12 protein-coding genes are annotated in these 18,611 nt (G+C 75.0%); all 12 read right to left on the reverse strand.

All coding sequences use genetic code 11. From position 1 onward, the window contains the following. Window positions 1–7 precede the first annotated feature (7 nt). A complete protein-coding gene (locus AC2A1K_RS04315; protein ID WP_483895073.1) occupies window positions 8–880 on the reverse strand; it encodes a siderophore-interacting protein in 873 nt (290 codons plus the stop codon). Beyond that, window positions 877–1,890: an ABC transporter substrate-binding protein gene (locus AC2A1K_RS04320; RefSeq protein WP_483895074.1), complete on the reverse strand. Its 1,014-nt coding sequence runs from the start codon at window positions 1,888–1,890 to the stop codon at window positions 877–879. The genes AC2A1K_RS04315 and AC2A1K_RS04320 overlap by 4 nt, the downstream gene beginning before the upstream one ends. After that, the gene (locus tag AC2A1K_RS04325) at window positions 1,887–3,113 is read right to left on the reverse strand and encodes an MFS transporter (RefSeq protein ID WP_483895075.1); all 1,227 of its coding nucleotides are present in this window, start codon (window positions 3,111–3,113) and stop codon (window positions 1,887–1,889) included. Before AC2A1K_RS04325 ends, AC2A1K_RS04320 begins: the two co-directional genes overlap by 4 nt. Next, window positions 3,110–4,456, reverse strand: coding sequence for an FAD-dependent oxidoreductase (locus AC2A1K_RS04330; RefSeq protein WP_483895076.1), 1,347 nt, complete (start codon window positions 4,454–4,456; stop codon window positions 3,110–3,112). The genes AC2A1K_RS04325 and AC2A1K_RS04330 overlap by 4 nt, the downstream gene beginning before the upstream one ends. A gap of 149 nt (window positions 4,457–4,605) precedes the next feature. After that, on the reverse strand, window positions 4,606–6,258 hold the full coding sequence (locus tag AC2A1K_RS04335; RefSeq protein ID WP_483895077.1) for a (2,3-dihydroxybenzoyl)adenylate synthase: 1,653 nt from the start codon (window positions 6,256–6,258) through the stop codon (window positions 4,606–4,608). Window positions 6,259–6,288: 30 nt separating this feature from the next. Beyond that, the gene (locus tag AC2A1K_RS04340; protein WP_483895078.1) at window positions 6,289–8,568 is read right to left on the reverse strand and encodes a helix-turn-helix transcriptional regulator; all 2,280 of its coding nucleotides are present in this window, start codon (window positions 8,566–8,568) and stop codon (window positions 6,289–6,291) included. 155 nt (window positions 8,569–8,723) lie between these two features. Beyond that, window positions 8,724–9,500: a class I SAM-dependent methyltransferase gene (locus tag AC2A1K_RS04345; protein WP_483895079.1), complete on the reverse strand. Its 777-nt coding sequence runs from the start codon at window positions 9,498–9,500 to the stop codon at window positions 8,724–8,726. Between the two features lie 26 nt (window positions 9,501–9,526). Then, window positions 9,527–10,294 carry a thioesterase II family protein gene (locus AC2A1K_RS04350; RefSeq protein ID WP_483895080.1) on the reverse strand — a complete coding sequence of 256 codons (768 nt, stop codon included), beginning with the start codon at window positions 10,292–10,294 and terminating at the stop codon, window positions 9,527–9,529. Further along, window positions 10,291–11,487 (reverse strand): Gfo/Idh/MocA family oxidoreductase, encoded by a 1,197-nt coding sequence (locus AC2A1K_RS04355; protein ID WP_483895081.1) that lies wholly within the window; start codon window positions 11,485–11,487, stop codon window positions 10,291–10,293. The genes AC2A1K_RS04350 and AC2A1K_RS04355 overlap by 4 nt, the downstream gene beginning before the upstream one ends. Continuing rightward, on the reverse strand, window positions 11,484–12,638 hold the full coding sequence (locus AC2A1K_RS04360) for a saccharopine dehydrogenase NADP-binding domain-containing protein (protein WP_483895082.1): 1,155 nt from the start codon (window positions 12,636–12,638) through the stop codon (window positions 11,484–11,486). The genes AC2A1K_RS04355 and AC2A1K_RS04360 overlap by 4 nt, the downstream gene beginning before the upstream one ends. Then, complete coding sequence (locus AC2A1K_RS04365; RefSeq protein WP_483895083.1) at window positions 12,635–18,178, reverse strand: non-ribosomal peptide synthetase; 5,544 nt, start codon at window positions 18,176–18,178, stop codon at window positions 12,635–12,637. The genes AC2A1K_RS04360 and AC2A1K_RS04365 overlap by 4 nt, the downstream gene beginning before the upstream one ends. Next, window positions 18,175–18,611, reverse strand: a 437-nt coding sequence (locus tag AC2A1K_RS04370) for a phosphopantetheine-binding protein (protein ID WP_483895084.1), incomplete at its 5' end; no start/stop codon positions are given. The genes AC2A1K_RS04370 and AC2A1K_RS04365, both read right to left, overlap by 4 nt.

Below are 18,611 nucleotides of genomic sequence, written 5' to 3' on the forward strand. Positions count from 1 at the left end.
GACGTGCTCAGTCCGTCCCGTCGACGACCGCCGCTTCCAGGAGCTCCGGATCGTCCGGGTCGCCGCCCTCCGCGAGCAGTCCGGTGTAGGCCCGGAGCAGGCGCCCGTCGACCTGGCCCGCGTCGAGACCCCGCCACCAGTACGCGGCGGCGTGCAGTTCGGCCGCTCCGCCGGCGACGGCCCGCCGGACCTCGCGCACCTGCTCCCGCTCGGCACCCATCCAGATCTGCAGGTCGGGGCCGGTCAGCGCGACGGCGAGGGTCACCGTCGCCAGCTCGCGGGGCGTCACCCAGTGCACGGTGTCGCCCGGACGAGGCGCCAGGCGCACGCGGTCGGCGACCTCGGGGACCGCGATCACCAGGGTGGCCGGCTGGTCGGACGGCAGCGCGGCGAGCACCCCGGCCGCGGCGGGCACTCCCGCGGCGTCGGCGACGAGCAGGTGCCGCCGTGCACGGGCGCTCAACGCGAAGTCGCAGCGCATCCCCATGACGTGTGCGCCGTCGCCGGGGCGCACCCGCTCCAGCCACGGTCCCACGAGCCCGCCGGGATGCCGCACGACGTCGAACGTCAGCAGGCCCTGCCCGCGGTCGGCCGCGACGACCGTGAAGGGCCGCGACGGGCGGTCCTGCGGTGCGCCCGGCCCGGGCAGAGCCAGCCGGAACGCGTCGGCGGGCGCCGGGTCGAGGTAGTCGCGCAGCCCGTCGCCGGCGACGACGATGCGGCAGAACGACGGGGTGAGGTCGAGGACTTCCCGCACGGTGACCCCGGCCGTGACCATCCGCGACCGGCGCGCGGCGGTGACGGCGCGGATCGCCGCGCGGGCCGTGCCGCCGGTCGGAGCCTCGGTCGGGGCGCCCGCGGGATGCGCGACCGCGCTCATCCGGCCACGAATTCGCGCCACCGGGCGGGTGCCTGCGCGGCCGTCGAGAGGTCGCGACGTCCGCTCGCGATCGCGTGCAGGTCGTCGGCCAGCCAGTTGATCGCGAACAGGTAGGTCCCGAACCACATCTCGCCGTCGGCCGTCACCGTCCTCCCGTCGCGCACGGCCGGGAGGTCACGGTAGGTCGGCAGGGCGTTCAGTTGATCCACCGAGTAGGGCGTGCCACCGAGCGCGGCGACGACGTCGGCGTCCTGCTGACCCAGCACCTCGGAGCTCAGGAAGATCGCCGACGGGGTGTTCTGCGCGGTCGCCGCCTCGTCCTGCATCGCCGGGCGGCTGTACCCGGACTCGCGGATCACCTGGGCCAGCGGCGTCGCCGTGGCGGGCGCGACGAGCTGGCCCGAGTAGGACCCGAGGACCGACAGGCTCTGGGGCCGAGCGGCGACGAGCCCGCGCGTCTCCGCGATCCGTGCCTCGATCCGCGCGATGGCCGTCTCGGTCTGCTGCTGACGGTCGAAGGTCGTGCCGACGGCGCGGGCCAGGTCGCGCCACGGCGTCGTGTACGGGACCGGCAGGACGATCGTCGGCGCGATCTCGGTCAGCCCCGGGTACGCGGCGTCGAGCGCGCCCGAGGAGCTCAGGACGATCAGGTCGGGCTGCGCCGCTGCGACCCGCTCGAGGTCCGGCGCGCCCTGGAACTCCGGCTCCGGCGTCACCGGGATGCCGTCGCTGCGCAGTACCTCGGCGCCGACGGTGGTCATGTAGGAGCCGAGCACCTCCTGGGGCCGGACGCCGACCGAGAGCATGCTCAGGGCGGCGTACTCGTCGAGCACGACGATCCGCTGCGGCGTGACGGGGACCTCGGAGGTCCCCAGGACGTGGCTGACCGTGCGGGTCGGACCCCCGCCGGCGTCACCCCCGCCACCGCAGGCGGCCAGCACCAGGCCCAGCACGGCGGCCAGCGAGGCCACCAGGGGCAGTCGCTTACCGGACATGGTCCTCGGTGTCATCGCACCGCTCCCTCGGAGGTCGTGGACGAGGCCCGCTCGGTGCGGCGCAGCCACGCCCACACCGCCGCGGGGACGAGCAGCACCACACTGGCGAGCAGCGGCAGGGCGGTGCCCACGCCGTAGAGCGCGCCGCCGACCAGCGGTCCGACGGCGAAGCCGGAGCCTTGAGCGGTGGTCACCAGACCGGCCACGGGGCCCTGCTCGTCGGGGCCGACGGTGAGGCTGGCCGCGGCCGTCCCGCCGGCCGCGGCGGTGCCCGCGCCCATCCCGAACAGCAGGGCGCCGATGAGGAAGATCCACGACGAGCCGGCCAGCAGACAGATGATGCTGGCCGCGACGAACAGGGGGAGCCCGACGCGCAGCGCGGTGGACGCGGCCGGGGTGAACCGAGCGACGATCACCACCTGCGCCAGCACCATGCCGACGCCCAGCACGACCAGGAACACTCCTGCCCAGGTCGTCGTGGCCTCGGGATCGAGCCCGAGACGGTCCTGGAGCAGGAAGCCCATCGTCGTGGCGAGCATCCCCATGGCGGTGAAGAGCACGAACAGGCACAGGAGGGGGCCGCGTGGGCGCGGGTCGCCGAAGCCGGTCCGCACCGGCGTCCCGGCGTGTTCGGCAGGGCCCGGTTCGGCCGGGGACCCAGCCGACTCCGGCAGCAGCACCAGGATCAGCACCGCGATCAGCAGCGCGATCCCGGCGGCGGTCCACAGCGGCACGAGCAGCCCGATGAACCCGAGCGCCGCCCCGAGCGCGGGACCGACGACGTTGCCGATGCCCATGGCCGCGCCCAGCATCGCCATGCCCGCGGTGCGCTCCTCGCGGCTGGTGGTGTCGGCGACCCAGGCCTGCGCGGCGGGCGGTACGGCGGCCGCGGTGGCCCCGCCGACGACCCGGCACAGCAGCAGCGCCCCGACCAGGGCCGCGCCGCTGAGCCCGGACGCGAGGCCGGCGGCCGAGAAGCCGGCGAACGCGGCCGTCGTCACCGCGTAGCCGACGAGGCCGGCGGCGAGCACCCGGCGGCGGCCCCACCGCTCGGTCCGCCCACCCCAGAACGGCGCGGCGAGGGCCAGCATCACGGCGCCCGCGGTGACGAGCACGCCGGTGACGAGCTCGCTGATCGCGAGTTCACGGGACAGCGCCGGCAGCACCGAGAAGTACAGGCTCGCCGACATCGCGGCGTTGAGCTGGGCCAGCAGGACCAGGACGCGGGGGCCCCTCACGCGGCGACCCGGTCGTCGCTCTCGGCGCGGCGCGTCCGGGAGCCCCACCAGGCGCGGGCGACGAGGTCCGGGCGCAGCAACCACTCCGGCCGGTCGACCAGCGCGATCATGCGGATGAATGCCGCCGCGACCGTCGGGTCGTGCACGGCGGCCGCCTGGAAGCGCGGCAGCAGCTGCCCCACGAGGCGCATCGGGGCCTGCCGCCACCCGTCGCCGAGGACGGGGGCGCCGGCGAGCCCGATCTGCCAGGCGGGCTCGAGCGCGTCGGCGATCGCACGGAAGAAGCGGTCGGCCCGGGGGGCGCCGTCGGTCTCGAGCTCCCGGCGCAGCGCGAGCGCCTCGAGGGCGGCGACGCTCATTCCCTGGCCGTAGAGCGGGTTGAGGCTGCTCACCGCGTCACCGACGACGAGGAGGCCCTCGGGGAAGCGCCCCAGCCGCTCGTAGCGCCGCCGGGCGTTCGCGCGGTAGCCGAACGGCGTCGGGTCGCCGATCGGTTCGGCGGCGCGGATCGCGTCGTGGACGTCGGGGTACTGCAGCCCGGCGGCGTACTCGACGAACTCCACCGGGTCCTCCGGCGGGCGCCGCCCGTAGACCCCGGCGAGGCTGAGCAGCGCGGTCCCGTTCTCGACGCGCTGCAGCGTCCCGGCGTTGGGGTGGGTCACGGTACCGCCGTGCACGACGGCGAGGTCGCCGTCGAGGACCTCCGGCCCCATCCGGTAGCGCTGGGTCACGTAGTGCAGGTCCACCTCGACCCGCTCCAGGTCGGGAACCGGGTGGTCGATCTCCTCGAGCCACGCCGGGGCCCGCGAGCCGCGGCCGGTGGCATCGACGACGAGGTCGCCTTCGACCGAGTCGGGCCACGCGCCGTCGCGGGCGGTGGTGACCACGCCGGTGACCCGCGTCCGCGACGCGTCGGTGAGCAGGCCCTTGGCCACCCGCCCGGTCACCGTCGTGACCCCGGGCAGCGCGCGGACCCGTCGCCGCACCGTGTCCTCGACCAGCGGTCGGCTCGCGCACGTGGCGGGCAGGCCCGTCGGCACCGGCCGCAGGCGGTGGCCACCGAGGTACCAGCGGGTGTCGGCCAGCATGTCGCCGGTGGGCGCGCCCGCGGCCACCAGCTCGTCGGTGGTACCCGGGAAGAGCCGGTCGATCGCCTCGCCACCGCTCGCGAGCAGGACGTGCACGTGTCGGCCCTGCGCCACGCCGCGTCGGCTCTCCGGAGCATCGGGCAGCTCGTCGCGGTCGATCACCGTGACGCGCTCGTAGGCCTCGGCCAGGACGCGGGCGGCCAGCAACCCCGCGACCCCGGCGCCGAGGATCACCGCGTGCTCACGACGGTTCACCCGCGCTCCCCTCTGCGGTCCCGATGCCGGTCCCGATGCCGGTCCTGATAACGGGCCGGTACCAGTGCCGATACCGATCCGTCAGCCATCCAAGACACCGCGGCCGGACCCGGACAGTCCGTAGATCACCGGACACGCACGGTTGCGGTTCACCGGACGGCCGATGCGGGGAGCTCGGCGACGATCCGCTCGGCCAGGGCCCGCCGGTCGATCTTGCCGACCGGCGTGAGCGGCAGGGTCGCCACGATCTCCACGCGCTCCGGCCACTTGTAGGCGGCGACGCCGGCCTCCTCCAGGAACGTCCGCAGCGCCCGGCACGTCGGGGGGTCGTCGGGCTCGGCCGGGACGACCGCCGCACACGGGCGTTCCCCGAGCCGCGCGCTGGGGGTCGCCACGACAGCCACGGAGCGGACCCCCGGGTGGCCGATCAGGATCTCCTCGATCTCCTCGGCGGAGATCTTCTCGCCGGCCCGGTTGATCAGTTCCTTGTCGCGGCCCTCGACGGCGAAGTTCCCCTGCGCGTCGGCCCGCACGAGGTCGCCGCTGCGGTACCAGCCGTCGGGGGTGAACGAGTCCACCGCGAGGCGCTCCTGGTGGTAGTAGGCGCGCAGCGTGTAGGGCCCGCGGGTGAGCAGCTCGCCCCGGTGACCGGGCTCGACCGGCCGGCCGGCCGGGTCGACGACCAGCACCTCGTCGTCCGGGCACAGCGGACGTCCCTGGGTGTGCACGACGACGTGGTCGGGATCGTCGAGACGCGTGAAGTTGAGCAGCCCCTCGGCCATGCCGAACACCTGCTGGAGCGCGCAGCCGAGCACGGGGCGGACGCGGTGCGCGACCTCCGGGGCGAGCCGGGCCCCGCCGACCTGCAGGAGGCCCAGGCTCGCGAGGTCGCCGGTGGCGATCCCCGCCTCGACGCCGTCGATCCAGCTCAGCGCCAGCGCGGGCATCGCCGCGGTCATCGTGATGCGCTCGCGCTCCACGGATGCGGCGACGCTGAGGGCGTCGACCTCGTCGGTGAGCACGACGGTGCCGCCGGCCTGCAGCACGCCGAGCAGACCGGGGCAGGCGAGCGGGAAGTTGTGCGCCACGGGCAGTGCCGCGAGATAGCGGGTCGTGGCGTCGACGCCACAGAGCTCGGCGCTCGCCCGGGCGTTGTAGGCGTAGTCGTCGTGGGTGCGCGGGATGAGCTTCGGTCGCCCCGTGGTGCCCCCCGAGAGCAGGAAGACGGCCACGTCGGCGGGATCGGGCGCGGTCTGCGGTCGCTCCCGCTCCCCGGCGGCGAGCGGCGCGGAGATCAAGGGCCGGAGATCGGTGAACTCCCCGGGCTCGCCGTCGACGAGCACGCGGATCGAGGGGGACCGCGCCACCACCGCGCGGGCCAGCTCGCGGTGGTCGTAGCCGCGCAGGCGGCCCGGCACGACCAACGCCACCGGATCGGCGAACTCGACGAGGTGCCCGATCTCGAACTCGCGGTGCGCGGGCAGCGCGAGCACCGGGATGGCGCCGATGCGCAGGCAGGCGTACAGCACGACCGGGAACGCGACGACGTTGGACAGGCCGACGACGACGCGGTCGCGGTCGCGCACCCCGAGCGCTTCGAGCCGGACGCCGAGCCGGTCGGCGGCCTCGTCGAGCTCACGGTAGGTCAGACGCCGGCCGTGGTCGTCGACCACGGCCGGCGCGGAGGGTGTCGTCGCGGCCCGCCGGCGCAGCACCTCGCCGAGCGTCTCGCCCCGCCAGTACCCGGCCGCGCGGTACGCCGCCGCGGCCTCCTCGGGCCAGGCCCGGCATCCCTCGAGCACGGTGTCCTCCTGTTCGGTGGCACGGGGCAGCTACCCGCGTGGGTCGGCGCCGGCGACGATGCCCGCGACCTGCGCGCGGTTGGTGGCGCCGAGCTTGCCGAACACCCGCGCCAGGTAGGTCTCGACGGTTCGTGGGCTCAGGGCCAGCCGGCGGGCGATCTGCCGGTTGGTGAGCCCTTGCCCGACCAGCTCGGCGACGGCTCGCTCGCGCTCGCTGAGCAGGCCGGCCGCGCTGATCTCCGCGGCCGCGGGGAGGTGGAGCACCGTGGCGCCGTCGGTCTTCACGTCCGGGGTGTGCGGGGTGTGCGGGGTGTGCGGGGTGTGCAGGGTGTGCGGGGTGTTCGGGGTGCCCGTCGGAACCGCGGGCAGGCCGCAACCGACCCGTAGGCCGGCGGCACGGCTCACGTCGCCGGCCACCGCGAAGGCGCGGGCGGCGTCGAGCGGACGCCCGGCGGCGAGGTAGTCCGCGGCCGCGTCGCGGGCGCGCTCGGCGCGGCGGGCGTCGTCGGGTTCGAGCCGTGCCGACGAGAGGGCGTGCACCGCACGGTGCGCGGTCAGCGCCGGGCAGGGCGGGTCGGACAACCAGCCCGCCGCGCGCTCCGCTCGGCCCGCGGCCAGCTCGGCGCGGACCAGCACGTCGCGGGCGTCGGGGCGGTCGATGGCGTCGATGCGGGGCAGGTCCGGCCCACCGGCCAGGGCGACGACCTCGTCGACGTCGCGCGCCGGGCACCGCGCCCGCGCGGCGACCCGCGCGGCGAGACCCAGGAACTCCAGCCGGGCGGACACCGTGCCCCCCGGGGTGGCCGTGCGGCGGAGGTCCTCCACGGCCAGGGTCGCCAGCGCCGGGTCGTCGACGAGCAGGCCGACCACGGCCCGGCTCAGCCCGGAGACGTGCGTGGGCAGCGGCAGGTCGGTGCGGCGGGCGCACTCGCGAGCGGACTCGGCACAGCCCACCGCCTCGGCGACAGAACCCGTCCGCGCGTGACCGATGGCCAGGCCCGCGAGCACGACCGGATCGAGGAATCGCCAGCCGAGGTGCTCGCTGAGGGCGAGCGCGCGCTCGAAGTGACGGATCGCGCGGTGGTGCTGGTCGAGCCGCATCTCGCTCCACGCGAGCAACACCAGGCTGTCGAGCCGCGCGTCGAGCGAGAAGGCGTCCACGTCCACGACCGGTTCCTCCACCGTGCGGGCGAGCCGCTCGCCGAGGGCGCGGGCGGTCTCGACGTCGACGGTCGCCACCGCGGCGAACAGTTCGCGGGCCACGGCGTCCTCGTCGCCGCGGACCAGATGGCGCGCCGCCGTGTCCGGCACGGCTCCGATGTCGGCCTCGGGGTCCTGGAGGAGACGACATCGCTCGGCCCAGCGGGCCGCCGCCGACTCGGACCCGTCGGACGTGGCCAGGGCCAGATCGAGGGCCTGCTGGGCGCCGCGGAGGTCGCCAGTCAGGGTCAGCGCCCGCCCGCGCAGCACCGCCAGCTCCTCACGGACGTCCGGCGCGGCCTCGTCGTCCAGCAGGTCGAGAGCGACCCGCAACCAGTGGGCCGACACGGTCGGGGCGATGGCGAGGGTGGACCGTGCAAGCGTCACCAGGTCGGCGATCTCGGGGCCGGACGGCCGAGCAGGACGCGGGGCCCGGTCGGGCCGGTGTCCCTCCTGCACGATCCGGACGAGGTGGGCGTCGGCGGGTCCGGCCGGCGACGTCTCCGGCAGGAGCGCGGGGATCGGGTCGGCGTCGTGGCGCAGCACGGCGGCCCGACCGGCCGCGAGCGCGCGCCCGAGCGCCGGCGGTACCTGGTCGGGCGGGTGGCTGAGCACCAGGCGCAGCCCGGGCACCGGGTCGTCGGCGACGAGGTTCCGCAGCAGCTCCACGCTCGCCGCGTCGAGCACGTGGACGTCGTCGACGGCCACGAGCAGCGGACCGGACAGCGCCGCCCGCCGCAGCAGCGCGAGCACCGCGACGTGCGGGCGCCCGTACCGCGACAGCCCGCGGCGCGGGGGGCCACCGGCCCGGGCCAGCGCGGCGATCGTGTCGGGGAACGGCTGCGCGGCCTCGGGCGCGGGACGCCCGTCGGCCCCGAGCCGGTACAGCCGCCCGAGACCGCTGAAGGGGGCGGCGTCGCCGGGGGTGGGCCGGGCGTGGCCGCCGACGACCATGGTCCCGCCCCTCGCCGCCGCCACCACGTGCTCCCGCACGGTTCGGCGCCGCGCGTCACCCGCCGCGGCCACGACCTGGACCACGCGCGCGCCCTGCGTGGTACCGGGATCCCTCTCGCCGTCCGAACCGGCCGTCCTGCTCGTCGCTACGTCCACCGTTCCTGGCTCCTCGCACCCGGACGAACCGGAAGTTTCGCTCTCAACTAAGTAAGGTGAGGCTTACCTATGTTAGAGCGTAGGGCGCGGTTGTCGATCGGTTGAACGCCGTGAAGCGGACAAATGTGACGACGTCCTCCGGAGGCCACGGCGGCTCAGGGGAGCGAGAACACGGCCAACTCACGGGCCACGCGGTGGCATCGGAATCCCGCTGTGGCGGCCTCCTCCTCCAGCGTCGGAATCCCGAAGGTGTGCCAGAGGTAGGAGACGTTGCACTGCCGCACGGTCCTCCCGGCACGGAGCACGCGGTAGATCATCGTGTAGTGCATGAGGTCGTCCTCGCGGGGTTCGCCGACCGTCCAGACCTCGTAGTCGTCCTCCCCGATGCGATCGTGGCTGACCCGCATCAGCGGGACGGGCTCGAGCTCGGTCACGACCATGACGTCGGCGATCACGGGGGCGCCGGGCGGGAGCCGCTGCGCGAACTGTTGCCACAGGCGCAGGCGGTCGGGCTTGTCGATGTGCCCGAAGACCCCGTGGACGACGGCGGCTCCGAGCCGGTCCGGCAGATCCGCGTCCTGGATGCGGCTGGCGATCACGGACACCTTGCGCAGGAGGTCCTCCCGCCCGAGCAGCCGGCTGATCAGGGCGACCCGCATGCCCGAGGGCTCGACGGCGACGATCCGCGCGTCGGGCACGGCGTCGCTGATGACCTCGATGGACAGCCCGGTGCCGGCGCCGACGTCGAGGACCGGCCCGTGGTCGGCGGCGGTGCCGGCGAGCGCCGCGGTGAGGATCGGCCGTCGTCCCACCCACAGCGGCTTGGCCATCACGCCGTAGAACTCGGCCGAGGTCGTGTACGCGTCCACCGCGCTCTGCCCGTCGTCGACGACGGAGGTGTCGGGCGGCGGGACGGTCTGCAGGTCGGTCACGGTCACCTCTCGGAGAGCGGAACGGGTCAGGGACACGAGGGCCAGCCGGCGGCGGGGCCGGCGAGCCGCACGAGGTCGGCGGTCACCGCGGCGCGGGCGTCGACCAGGTAGAAGTGGCCGCCGGGGAGCACGCGGACCTCGCTCCCCCCGGCGGTGAGCTCGGCCCAGGGGTCGAGCTCGGACGGGGCGACCTCGGTGTCCTCGCGGCCGCCGACGGCGGTCACCGGGCACCGCAGTTCCGAGGGCCCGGCGTAGCGGTAGGTCTCGATGGCGCGGAAGTCGGCGCGGACCCCGGGCAGGATCATGGTGCGGACGTCGGGGTCGTCGAACACCCACGCCTCGGTGCCGTCGAGGCGGCGCAGCTCGTCGACCAGCTCGTCGTCGCTCGCGAGATGCAGCTTCCCGCCGCCGTGGTGCTGGACGGCACCGTGCGCGGAGACGACGAGGTGGGCGGGGTCGTGACCGCGCGCGGTGAGGCGTCGGGCGACCTCGAAGGCGACGACCGCGCCCATGCTGTGGCCGAACAGCACCCGCGGCGGCGGGGCCGGATCGTCGAGCGCGCCGGCGATCCGGTCGGCCAACCGGTCCAGGTCGCCGACGGGCTCGTCGCGCAGACGGTCGGCGCGGGCGGGGTACTGCACCGCCACCAGCTCCATCGTCGGCGGCAGGTGCCCCGACCAGGACCGGTAGAACGCCGCGGTCCCGCCGGCGTGCGGGAAGCACACGAGCTCGACCCGGGCGCCCGGTCGCGGGTCGAAGCGACGCAGCCACGCCGCGCGGCCGTCGTCCGTCATCGGGCCGGTCCCGGCCCCACGGCCTCGGCGGCGGTGCGGAGGTCGGTCGCCGGCAGCGGCCGCGGCACCGCCATCGTGACGTGCTCGGGGTAGCCGAGCGCGGTCGTCGCGTCCTGCCAGAGACGGCACAGGCTCAGGTGGTACTGCCCCTGGCGCATGGGTGGGTCCCCGGCGCGCACCGCCCCGGACAGGGTCTCGAGCGCGTGCCGCACCCCGGCGGCCCAGGTGTCCCGGAACAGCTCGCGGTAGGTCGCCGACGTCGGCGGGTCCAGGCGGGTCGCGGCCTCGAAGCCGAGGTGCTCGGCATCGGCCTCGTCGACGCGCACGCGGCCCTCCGACGACCGCGGGATGTGGAACGTGGGCGTCCACACCACCGGGCCCTGGTTGCCGACCAGGGTCAGCGTCCCGCCCTCGGTGCCGAGGGTGATCCGGTGCGGGACGTGGACGTGGTTGTCGGGCTCGGCGGGGTCGAGCTGGTTCTGCACCCGCAGGCCGACCGGGACGCCGGCGATCACGCCGTCGAGGGCGCGGAAGGGCCGTGAGAGCGACGATCGCTCGCGCAGTGCCGCGGGGAGCTCGGCCGTGGGCGCGAACGCCCACGGCCGCAGCCCGCCCAGGGCGTGGCCGAGGATGTCGAGGAACGAGTAGAAGAACTGCGCCCCGCAGACACCGTCGACGAACAGCGCGGGCTGGTCGGCCAGCAGCCGCCGGGCCGCCGCGACGAACCGGCGCACCGGGTCGACGTGCACGTAGAACGTGTTCACGTGGTAGACGACGTCGTGCGCACGGGCCACCCGCAGGCACTCGCTGAGCTCGTCGGGGTGCAGCTGGTGCTCCTGGACCACGTGGATCCCCCGCTCCATGAGCGCGCTGGACACCTGCGCGCCGTCGCCCCCGGAGATGCCCGCGCGCACGATCACCGCGCCCAGGTCGACGTCGTCGGGGACGTCTCCGGCGCTGGTGAAGAGCGGGACGTCGTAGTACTCGGCGCAGGAGCGCGACAGGTCGCTACCCGTCGACAGGATGCCGGCGAGCTCGAACGGAGCCTTGTCGCCCCCGTCACCGAGGAACGCCGTGAGGTAGATGCGACCGAATCGGGTGCCGGCGACGACGACCTTGGGGCGGTGGGGCAGGTCGCGGCGTCCGGTGCGGGGCGCGGTCTCGGCCACGGTCGTGGTCACCGTCGTGCTCATAGGGCCTCCTCCTCGAAGAAGTCGTCGGTGTCGCCGAGGTCGTCGATCAGCGCGACGTCGGTCGTGATGTCGAGCGCGCCCACCGAGGACAGGCCGCGCAGCCAGGTCACCGCGTCGTCGGGGTCGAGGACGTCGGCGGCGAGGTGCGCGCCGGGGGCGATGGCGCCGGCGAGGATCCGCTCGACGGTCAGCGCGGACACCGCGCCGGTGAGCACGTAGCCGTCGGGGACCTGCAGGACCAGCGTGCGCGTCACCGGCTCGTCGCCCACCGCGCCGGCCAGCTGGAACACGAGCAGCTGATAGGTCTCGCGGCCGGCGGTGTCGAGCGCGGCGGCCCGGGCGAGGTCGTCGGCCGCGGCCGCGAGCCGGGCCTCGGTGGGCTCGCCGCGGTGGCCGCTGAGCACGTTCATGACGCGCTCGCCGTCGAAGACGTTGTACCAGGACGCCTCCTTCACGCCGAGCCGTGACGCCAGCCGCTCCAGCTCGACGGACAGGAACGGGTAGGCGGTGACCGGCCGTGGGAAGAACGGCAGCTCGACCCCCCGGCCCGGCGCGAGGGCCCGGGACACGCGGCGCCCGTCGCGCCAGGCGGCGAGTGCCTCGCCGTAGCCGTTGGTCAGGCTCAGCACCAGGTCCGCCCCGGTCGAGGGCGTCACCCGGTCCAGGCCGCCGAAGAAGCACTGCAGGCGGTCGAGCCGGTCGAAGCCCTGCGCGGCGAGCACCTGGGGCAGCAGGTCCGACAGGCCGGGCACCGTGCCCGCGGCGAGCACCGCGGTCCGCCCCGAGGCCGGGTCCACCAGGCCGTGGTGGATCCGGTCGTCGCCGGACGGGTCGACGTAGTCGGCGCCCGCGGCCAGCGCGGCGCGCGCGACGGTGTCGAGCACGGTGAAGAACGGCCCGGTCGCGTTGACGACGACCCGGCAACCCGCGCAGAAGGCCGCCAGGCTCCCGGGGTCGGTGATGTCCACCCGGCGGACCTCGGCACGCCCGTCGAGCACGTCGCGGGCGAGGGACCGGCTGCGGGCCGTGTCGCGGCCGCCGACACGCAGGTGCACGCCGCCGAGCTCGTGGAGGTGGCGTGCGACGGACTCGCCGACGGCGCCGTAGGCGCCGACGATCCCGATCGTCGGTGTCGTCGTGGCCGCGCTCATCGGACGGCCTCCACCGGGACACCGGTGCGCAGGACGTCGGCGACCCGCTCGACGTGGTCGGGCGACAGGCAGCTCATGTGGTCCCCGCCGATGTCGACCACCGTGTACTCGCCGAGGGTGACCGCTCCCCAGAACGCGCTCGTGTCCTCGCGCAGGCCGGGGATGAACGAGGGCTCGCCGGACTGGCGCAGGTAGGTCAGGTCGCCCGCGTAGACGTCGGGCTCGTGGACCGCGATGGCCCGCAGGCTCTGGCGGAAGATGCGATAGATGCCCAGGACGTGATCGCGGGTCTCCCGGTCTCGCCCGCGCGACTCGAGCTCCGCGACGACCTGGTCCAGGAACTCCTCGGTGGTCCGCTCGGCGCTCGCCGCGAACAGCGTCGCCACCCGTTCGAGCTCCGGGTCGCCGTCGAGCGCGGCGAACGCGCCCTCGGGGATGCGGCCCGGCGTCGCGGCGAGCAGCCGCTGGACCGCACGGCCCATGAGGTCCTCGTCGATCGGGAACCCGACCCGGTCCGGCGCCACCCCGATGAGGCCCGCGAAGGCGTACCGGGCCACCTGCTCCTCCTCCACCACGAACGGCAGGCGGCAACTGCTGATCACCGAGAGGCTGCGCACCGACGCACCGGCCTCGGTGAGCTGGCGGGCGAGCTCGGTCGCGAGCAGACCGCCCATGCAGTAGCCCACCACGTGGACGTCGGTGTGGCCGGCGTCGACGAGCCTGCGCGTGTAGTCGGCGGCCACCCGGTCGACGAGCGCGCCCGGCGCGAGCTCGAGGTAGGGCTCGACGTCGTTGATCGCGAGACCCACGAGCGGTAGATCGTCGGAGAGCGCGCGAACCAGCGGTCGGAAGTGCGTGAGCACGCCCAGGCCCTCGTGGACGAGGACCCGGACGGGCTCGCCCGGGACCGCGGTGCGCTCGCCCAGCGGCACCAGCGGCGACACCTGCGCCCGGCGAGGTCCCACCCCGCCGGCCCCGCCGGCCGCGGGCAGCTCGGCGCCGGCCTCCCGCAGGAACGTGGCCAGGGCGGCCACGGTCGGCTGGTGCATCATCTGGCGCACGAGGCTGTCCCAGTGCACGACGCCGGCCTCGGTGACCTGCTCGCGCATGCGTCCGGCGACCTGGGCGACCAGCAGCGAGTCGCCGCCCGCTTCGAAGAAGTCCTGGCGTCGTCCGAGCTTCTCGCGGCCCAGGGCCTCGGCCCAGATCCCCGCCAGGAGCGCCTCGAGGCCGTCCTGCGGTTCGTCACCCGCGGCCTCGTCGTGCTCCGCACCCTCGACGGGGATTCGGGCGGCGAGCGCGGCCCGGTCGACCTTCCCGTTCGTGGTCAGCGGGAGCGCGTCGAGGACCTCGAGGTGGCCCGGCACCATCACCTCGGGCAGCCGCTCGCGCACCACCGCGGCGAGGGCGTCGGCCCGCAGCGGTGCGCGGTCCGCGCCGCAGCGGGCGATGACGACCTGCTGGCCGACGGCGGCGAGCGCGTCGTCGTCGCCGGGCAGCGCGGCCACGACCTCGCCTCCCGCGCCGTCGACGATCTCCGTCCACTCCGCACGCGACAGGAAGGTGCGCACGGTGTGGCGTCGCCGGTCGGTGAACTCCGGGGCGTCCTGCTCGAGGAACTCGAACGACGCCATGAGGACCGGGCTGTCGGCGATCGCCTCGGAGAAGATCAGCCACCCTCCGTGCGCGACGAGCGAGGTGAGCCGGCGGACCGCGAGGTCGGCATCGCTCGCGTAGTGGAGGACGTTGCCGGCCAGCACGACGTCGACGCCGTGGGCGGGGACCGGCTGGCCGGCGGGGTCGGCGTCGATGTCGTAGCGGCCGAACCGGACCCCGTCGCGCTCGCCGAGGCGCTCCCGGGCGCTGTGCAGGAACGCGGGGGAGACGTCGGTGACGAGGTAGTCGACACCGATCCCGGAGGTCGCGGCCGCCCGGTCGAGCGCGGCGAGGGCGTCGTCGGTGACCGCGCCGACGCCCGCGCCGACCTCGAGCACCCGCAGCGGTCGGTCCCCGTCCGGTGAGTCGGCGTGCGCCCGGGCGACCTCACCGAGTGCCGCGGCGACGATCGCGCTCTGCTGGGCGTTGACCAGTGTGTCGCGGTAGGCGCCGCGCGCGGTGTCGGTGCCGCCGGCCGGGAACAGCAGGTCCCGGGCCTCGGTCTCGCCGCGCAGCAGGGCCGGGAGCCGCCCGGCGGTCTCCCGCAGGAACGTCACCAGGCCCGCGCCGTAACCCAGCTCCCGCTCGAGCTCCGCGACGCCGTCCCACGTGGCGGGGCCCGGCGGCCCGTCGACGAGGCGGTAGGCGCCGTCGTCGGTGTGCAGGCGACCGGCGGCGGTGAGTGCCGCCAGCCACCGCCGCACGAGCCGGTGGTGCGCGGGGATGACCGCGAGCCGCTCGAGGATCGTGGTCTCCGTGTGGGCCGCGCCGTCGGTGCGGAGCCCGGCGGCCCGCAGCGTGGTGACCATGCCGTCGAGCGCGAGCTGGTCGAGGCCCGTGAGGAAGGCGCCGAGCCGGCCGGCGTCGACGGGGGCCGAGACGGTCGCCGCCGCCCGTGCGGCGGCGGTGTGCACGGTGGCGCGGAGCTGCGGGGCCGGGTCGGGGCGCGTCTCCGGCTCGACGAACGCGGCGAGACGACGGTCGAGGCCGCCCCCCGTCCGAGCGTCGGCGCCGGTGACCACGACCTCGGCCGCGGCGACGCCGTCGGCCTCGGTGAGCGCGGCTCGGATCTCGCCGAGCTCGATCCGGTGCCCCCGAATCTTGACCTGGTCGTCCTCGCGGCCCAGGAACTCGATGGTGCCGTCGGCCCAGTACCGACCCAGGTCCCCGGTGCGGTAGAGCCGCTCGGCGGTGACGGGGTGGGTCAGGAACCGTTCCTCGGTGCGCCGGCGGTCCCCGAGGTAGCCGAGGGCCAGGCCCGCGCCGCCGATGTAGAGCTCGCCGGTCACGTGGTCCGGGCAGGGGCGCATCTCGGCGTCGAGGACCGCCCAGCACTGGTTCGCCAACGGCTGGCCGTAGGGAATGCTGCGCCACTCGGCGAGGACGTCGCCGATGCGGTGGAAGATGGACCAGATCGCCGCCTCGGTGGCACCGCCCAGGCTCACGACCTCCAGCTGCGGGACCCGCCCGCGGATCTGGTTCGGCAGGGCGACGGGCAGCCAGTCGCCGGACAGCATGGCCAGCCGCAGCGTCGGCAGGGTCCGCTCCGGCTCGGCGCCGAGGAAGTGCTGGAGCATCTGGAGCTGCGCGGGCACCGAGTTCCACACCGTGACGCCGTGCTCGGCGACGAGGTCGGCCCAGTGGGAGGGGTCCGCGCGCCGGTCCGCGGCGGGCAGCACGAGGGCCCCGCCGAGGGCCAGCGGGCCGAAGACGTCGAAGACCGACAGGTCGAAGGCGAGACCGGCGAGGCCGAGCACGCGGTCGTCTCCGGTGAACCGGAACCGGCGCAGGACGTCCTGGACGGTGTTCAGCGCACTGCGGTGGCTGATCATGACGCCCTTGGGCGTGCCGGTGGAGCCCGACGTGTAGATGACGTAGGCGAGGTCGTCGGGCGTGCACGGGACGAGGTCCGGGCCGGCGCCCGGTCGCGGCTCGAGGGAGTCGACGGCGAGGGACTCGACGGCGAGGGACTCGACGGCCCCGGTGGTCGGCCCGCTCTGCGTCACGGCCACCCGGACGCCCGCGTCGGCGAGGATCCGGTCGCGCCGCGCAGGCGGCTGGGACTCCTCGATCGGCAGGTAGGCGCCACCCGCGCGCAGGATGCCGAGCACCGCCACCACCTGCTCCCAACCCTTGTCCATGACGACGGCCACCCGCTCGCCGGTCGTCACGCCGCGCGTGTGGAGCGCGTCGGCGAGACCGTCGGCGCGGGCGAGGAGCTCGCCGTAGGTCAGCGTGCGGTCGGGGGCGATCACCGCGGGCCGGTCCGGCGTGCGCCCCGCCTGAGCCACCACGGCGTCGTGCAGCCGGGCCTCCGGCAGCGGGACGGCGGTGTCGTTCACGCGTCCGCGCGCGGCGAGCTGCGCGTCCGGTGGGCCGACCGGACGGGTCCGGGCCCAGGCCTCGTCGGAGTCGGCGAGCGCCCCCACCAGGCCGACGAAGGTGTCGAACATGGCCTCGACGACCCCGTCGGGGAACACACCCTCGCGGATGTCCCAGCTCAGGAGCAGGTCACGATCGTCGGCGTGGTCCTGCTCGAGGACCTGGCAGTCGATCCAGACCTGCGGGGTCTGGCTGACCCCGTGCACCACGCGCCCCGCGCGGGCGGCGCCGCGCTGCTCGTCGGCGGAGAGCGCGCTGGTGAACACCACGGGCATGAGGGCGGCGTCGCGGCCGCGGCGGCGCGCCACCTCCCGCAGCACCTCGACTCCGGTGAACAGGCGATGGTCCATGTCCTCGAACAGCTGCGCCGACAGCGCGCGGGCGCGGGCGACCCGGTCGAGACCCGAGGTGTGGTCGACCGCCAACAGGTCCACGGAGGTGAAGTCGCCGACGAGGCGTCCCACGCCGGGGTGCAGGTCGAGACGACTCTGCAGCGGCACGTTGAGGGTGAAGCGCCGCGAGCGGCTCCACGTGCCGAGCACCTCGGCGTACGCCGCGAGGACCGCAGCGGTGACCGTGAGGCCGTGACGGGTGGCGCGCTCGCGCAGCCCGGCCCACCGGTGGGGCTCGAGCTCGTCCTGCAGACGGCGGAAGCGTGCCGGCGCCTCCCGGGCGGTGTCGAGCACCGGGAGGTCCGGGGCGGCGGGCAGGTCGTCGACGCGGGCGGTCCACCAGGCGCGGTCGCGCTCGTAGGCGCTCGTGTCACGCAGCCGGCGCTCGGCGAGCAGGTAGTCCCGGAAGGTGATCTCCGGGACCTCCGGCGGCGTCACACCGTGGCAGCGGCCGAGCAGCTCGTCGAGCAGCAACTGGACGCTCGCGTAGTCGGCGATCAGCAGGTCGAGCGACAGGTGGAGCAGCGTGCGCCCGTCGGTGCGCGTCATCCGGAGGTCGAACAACGGCCACACGTCGGTGGTGTGGACGGTGTGGTCCATCTCGGCGCGTGTCGCGGCCACGACCCGCTCGGCGAAGACGGGGTCGCCGCCGCGCAGGTCGGCGACGCGGACCGGGTAGGGCCCGACGTCCTCGAGCACCCGCTGGTGGCCGTCGGCGGACACCACGGCGCGCAGCATGTCGTGGCGGGCGATCATCTCGGCCCAGGCGTCCTCCACGACCCCCGGCTCGATGTCGCCCGTCGCGACCTCCACGTAGGCGTGGCAGGCGACGCCGCCGAAGTCGAACGCGCTCCCGCGCCCGAGCAGGTAGGCGCTCTGGACGTCGGTGAGCGGGAACGGGTCGTGGCGGTGCGCCGGGTCGGGCTCGGCGCGCACCGGCGCCGCGTCGCGTCGCAACTGCTCGAGCACGGCCTGCTTGTGCTCGAGCAGCGCGGCCTTCCGCGCCTCCGTGACGACACCGCGCGGCGCGCGGAACCGCAGGTTCCCGTCCTCCTCCCAGAGACGGACGCCGAGGCTCTCGAGTTCGGTGATGAGTTCGCTGACGCTCACAGCGTCCCTTCCTCCAGGTCGTGGGCCTCGTCGGTCGCCGACGCCACGGCCGCGGAGAGATCCGCGAGCGTCGGGTTCGTGAAGATGTCGCGCAGGGACAGTTCCACGCGCAGTTCGCGGCGTACGGATGTGACGAGTCGCGTCGCGAGAAGGGAATCGCCGCCGAGGGCGAAGAAATTGCTGTCAAGCCCGATCTCGGAAATACCGAGGTGGTGTGCCCAGAGGCTTGCGAGCATCTTCTCGGTGGAGGTCTCGGGTGGCCGGTGGAGGGTGGTGGTCTGGGGTTCGGTGTTCTGGGTGAGTTGGGCGAGTGCTTTTCGGTTGATTTTTCCGTTGGGGGTGAGGGGGAGTTCGTTGAGGGTGGTGATGGTGGTGGGGTGGGCGTGTGGGGGGAGGTGTTGGTGGAGGTGGTGGGTGAGGTCGGGGGGTGGTT

Source organism: Actinomycetospora sp. 2LY8.5, assembly GCF_057180585.1.

Excerpts from the sequence above, each read along its gene's own strand:
- AC2A1K_RS04315 (WP_483895073.1), bottom strand. The coding sequence starts at position 880 with ATGAGCGCGGTCGCGCATCCCGCGGGCGCCCCGACCGAGGCTCCGACC.
- AC2A1K_RS04320 (WP_483895074.1), bottom strand. The coding sequence starts at position 1,890 with ATGACACCGAGGACCATGTCCGGTAAGCGACTGCCCCTGGTGGCCTCG.
- AC2A1K_RS04350 (WP_483895080.1), bottom strand. The coding sequence starts at position 10,294 with ATGACGGACGACGGCCGCGCGGCGTGGCTGCGTCGCTTCGACCCGCGA.
- AC2A1K_RS04355 (WP_483895081.1), bottom strand. The coding sequence starts at position 11,487 with ATGAGCACGACGGTGACCACGACCGTGGCCGAGACCGCGCCCCGCACC.
- AC2A1K_RS04360 (WP_483895082.1), bottom strand. The coding sequence starts at position 12,638 with ATGAGCGCGGCCACGACGACACCGACGATCGGGATCGTCGGCGCCTAC.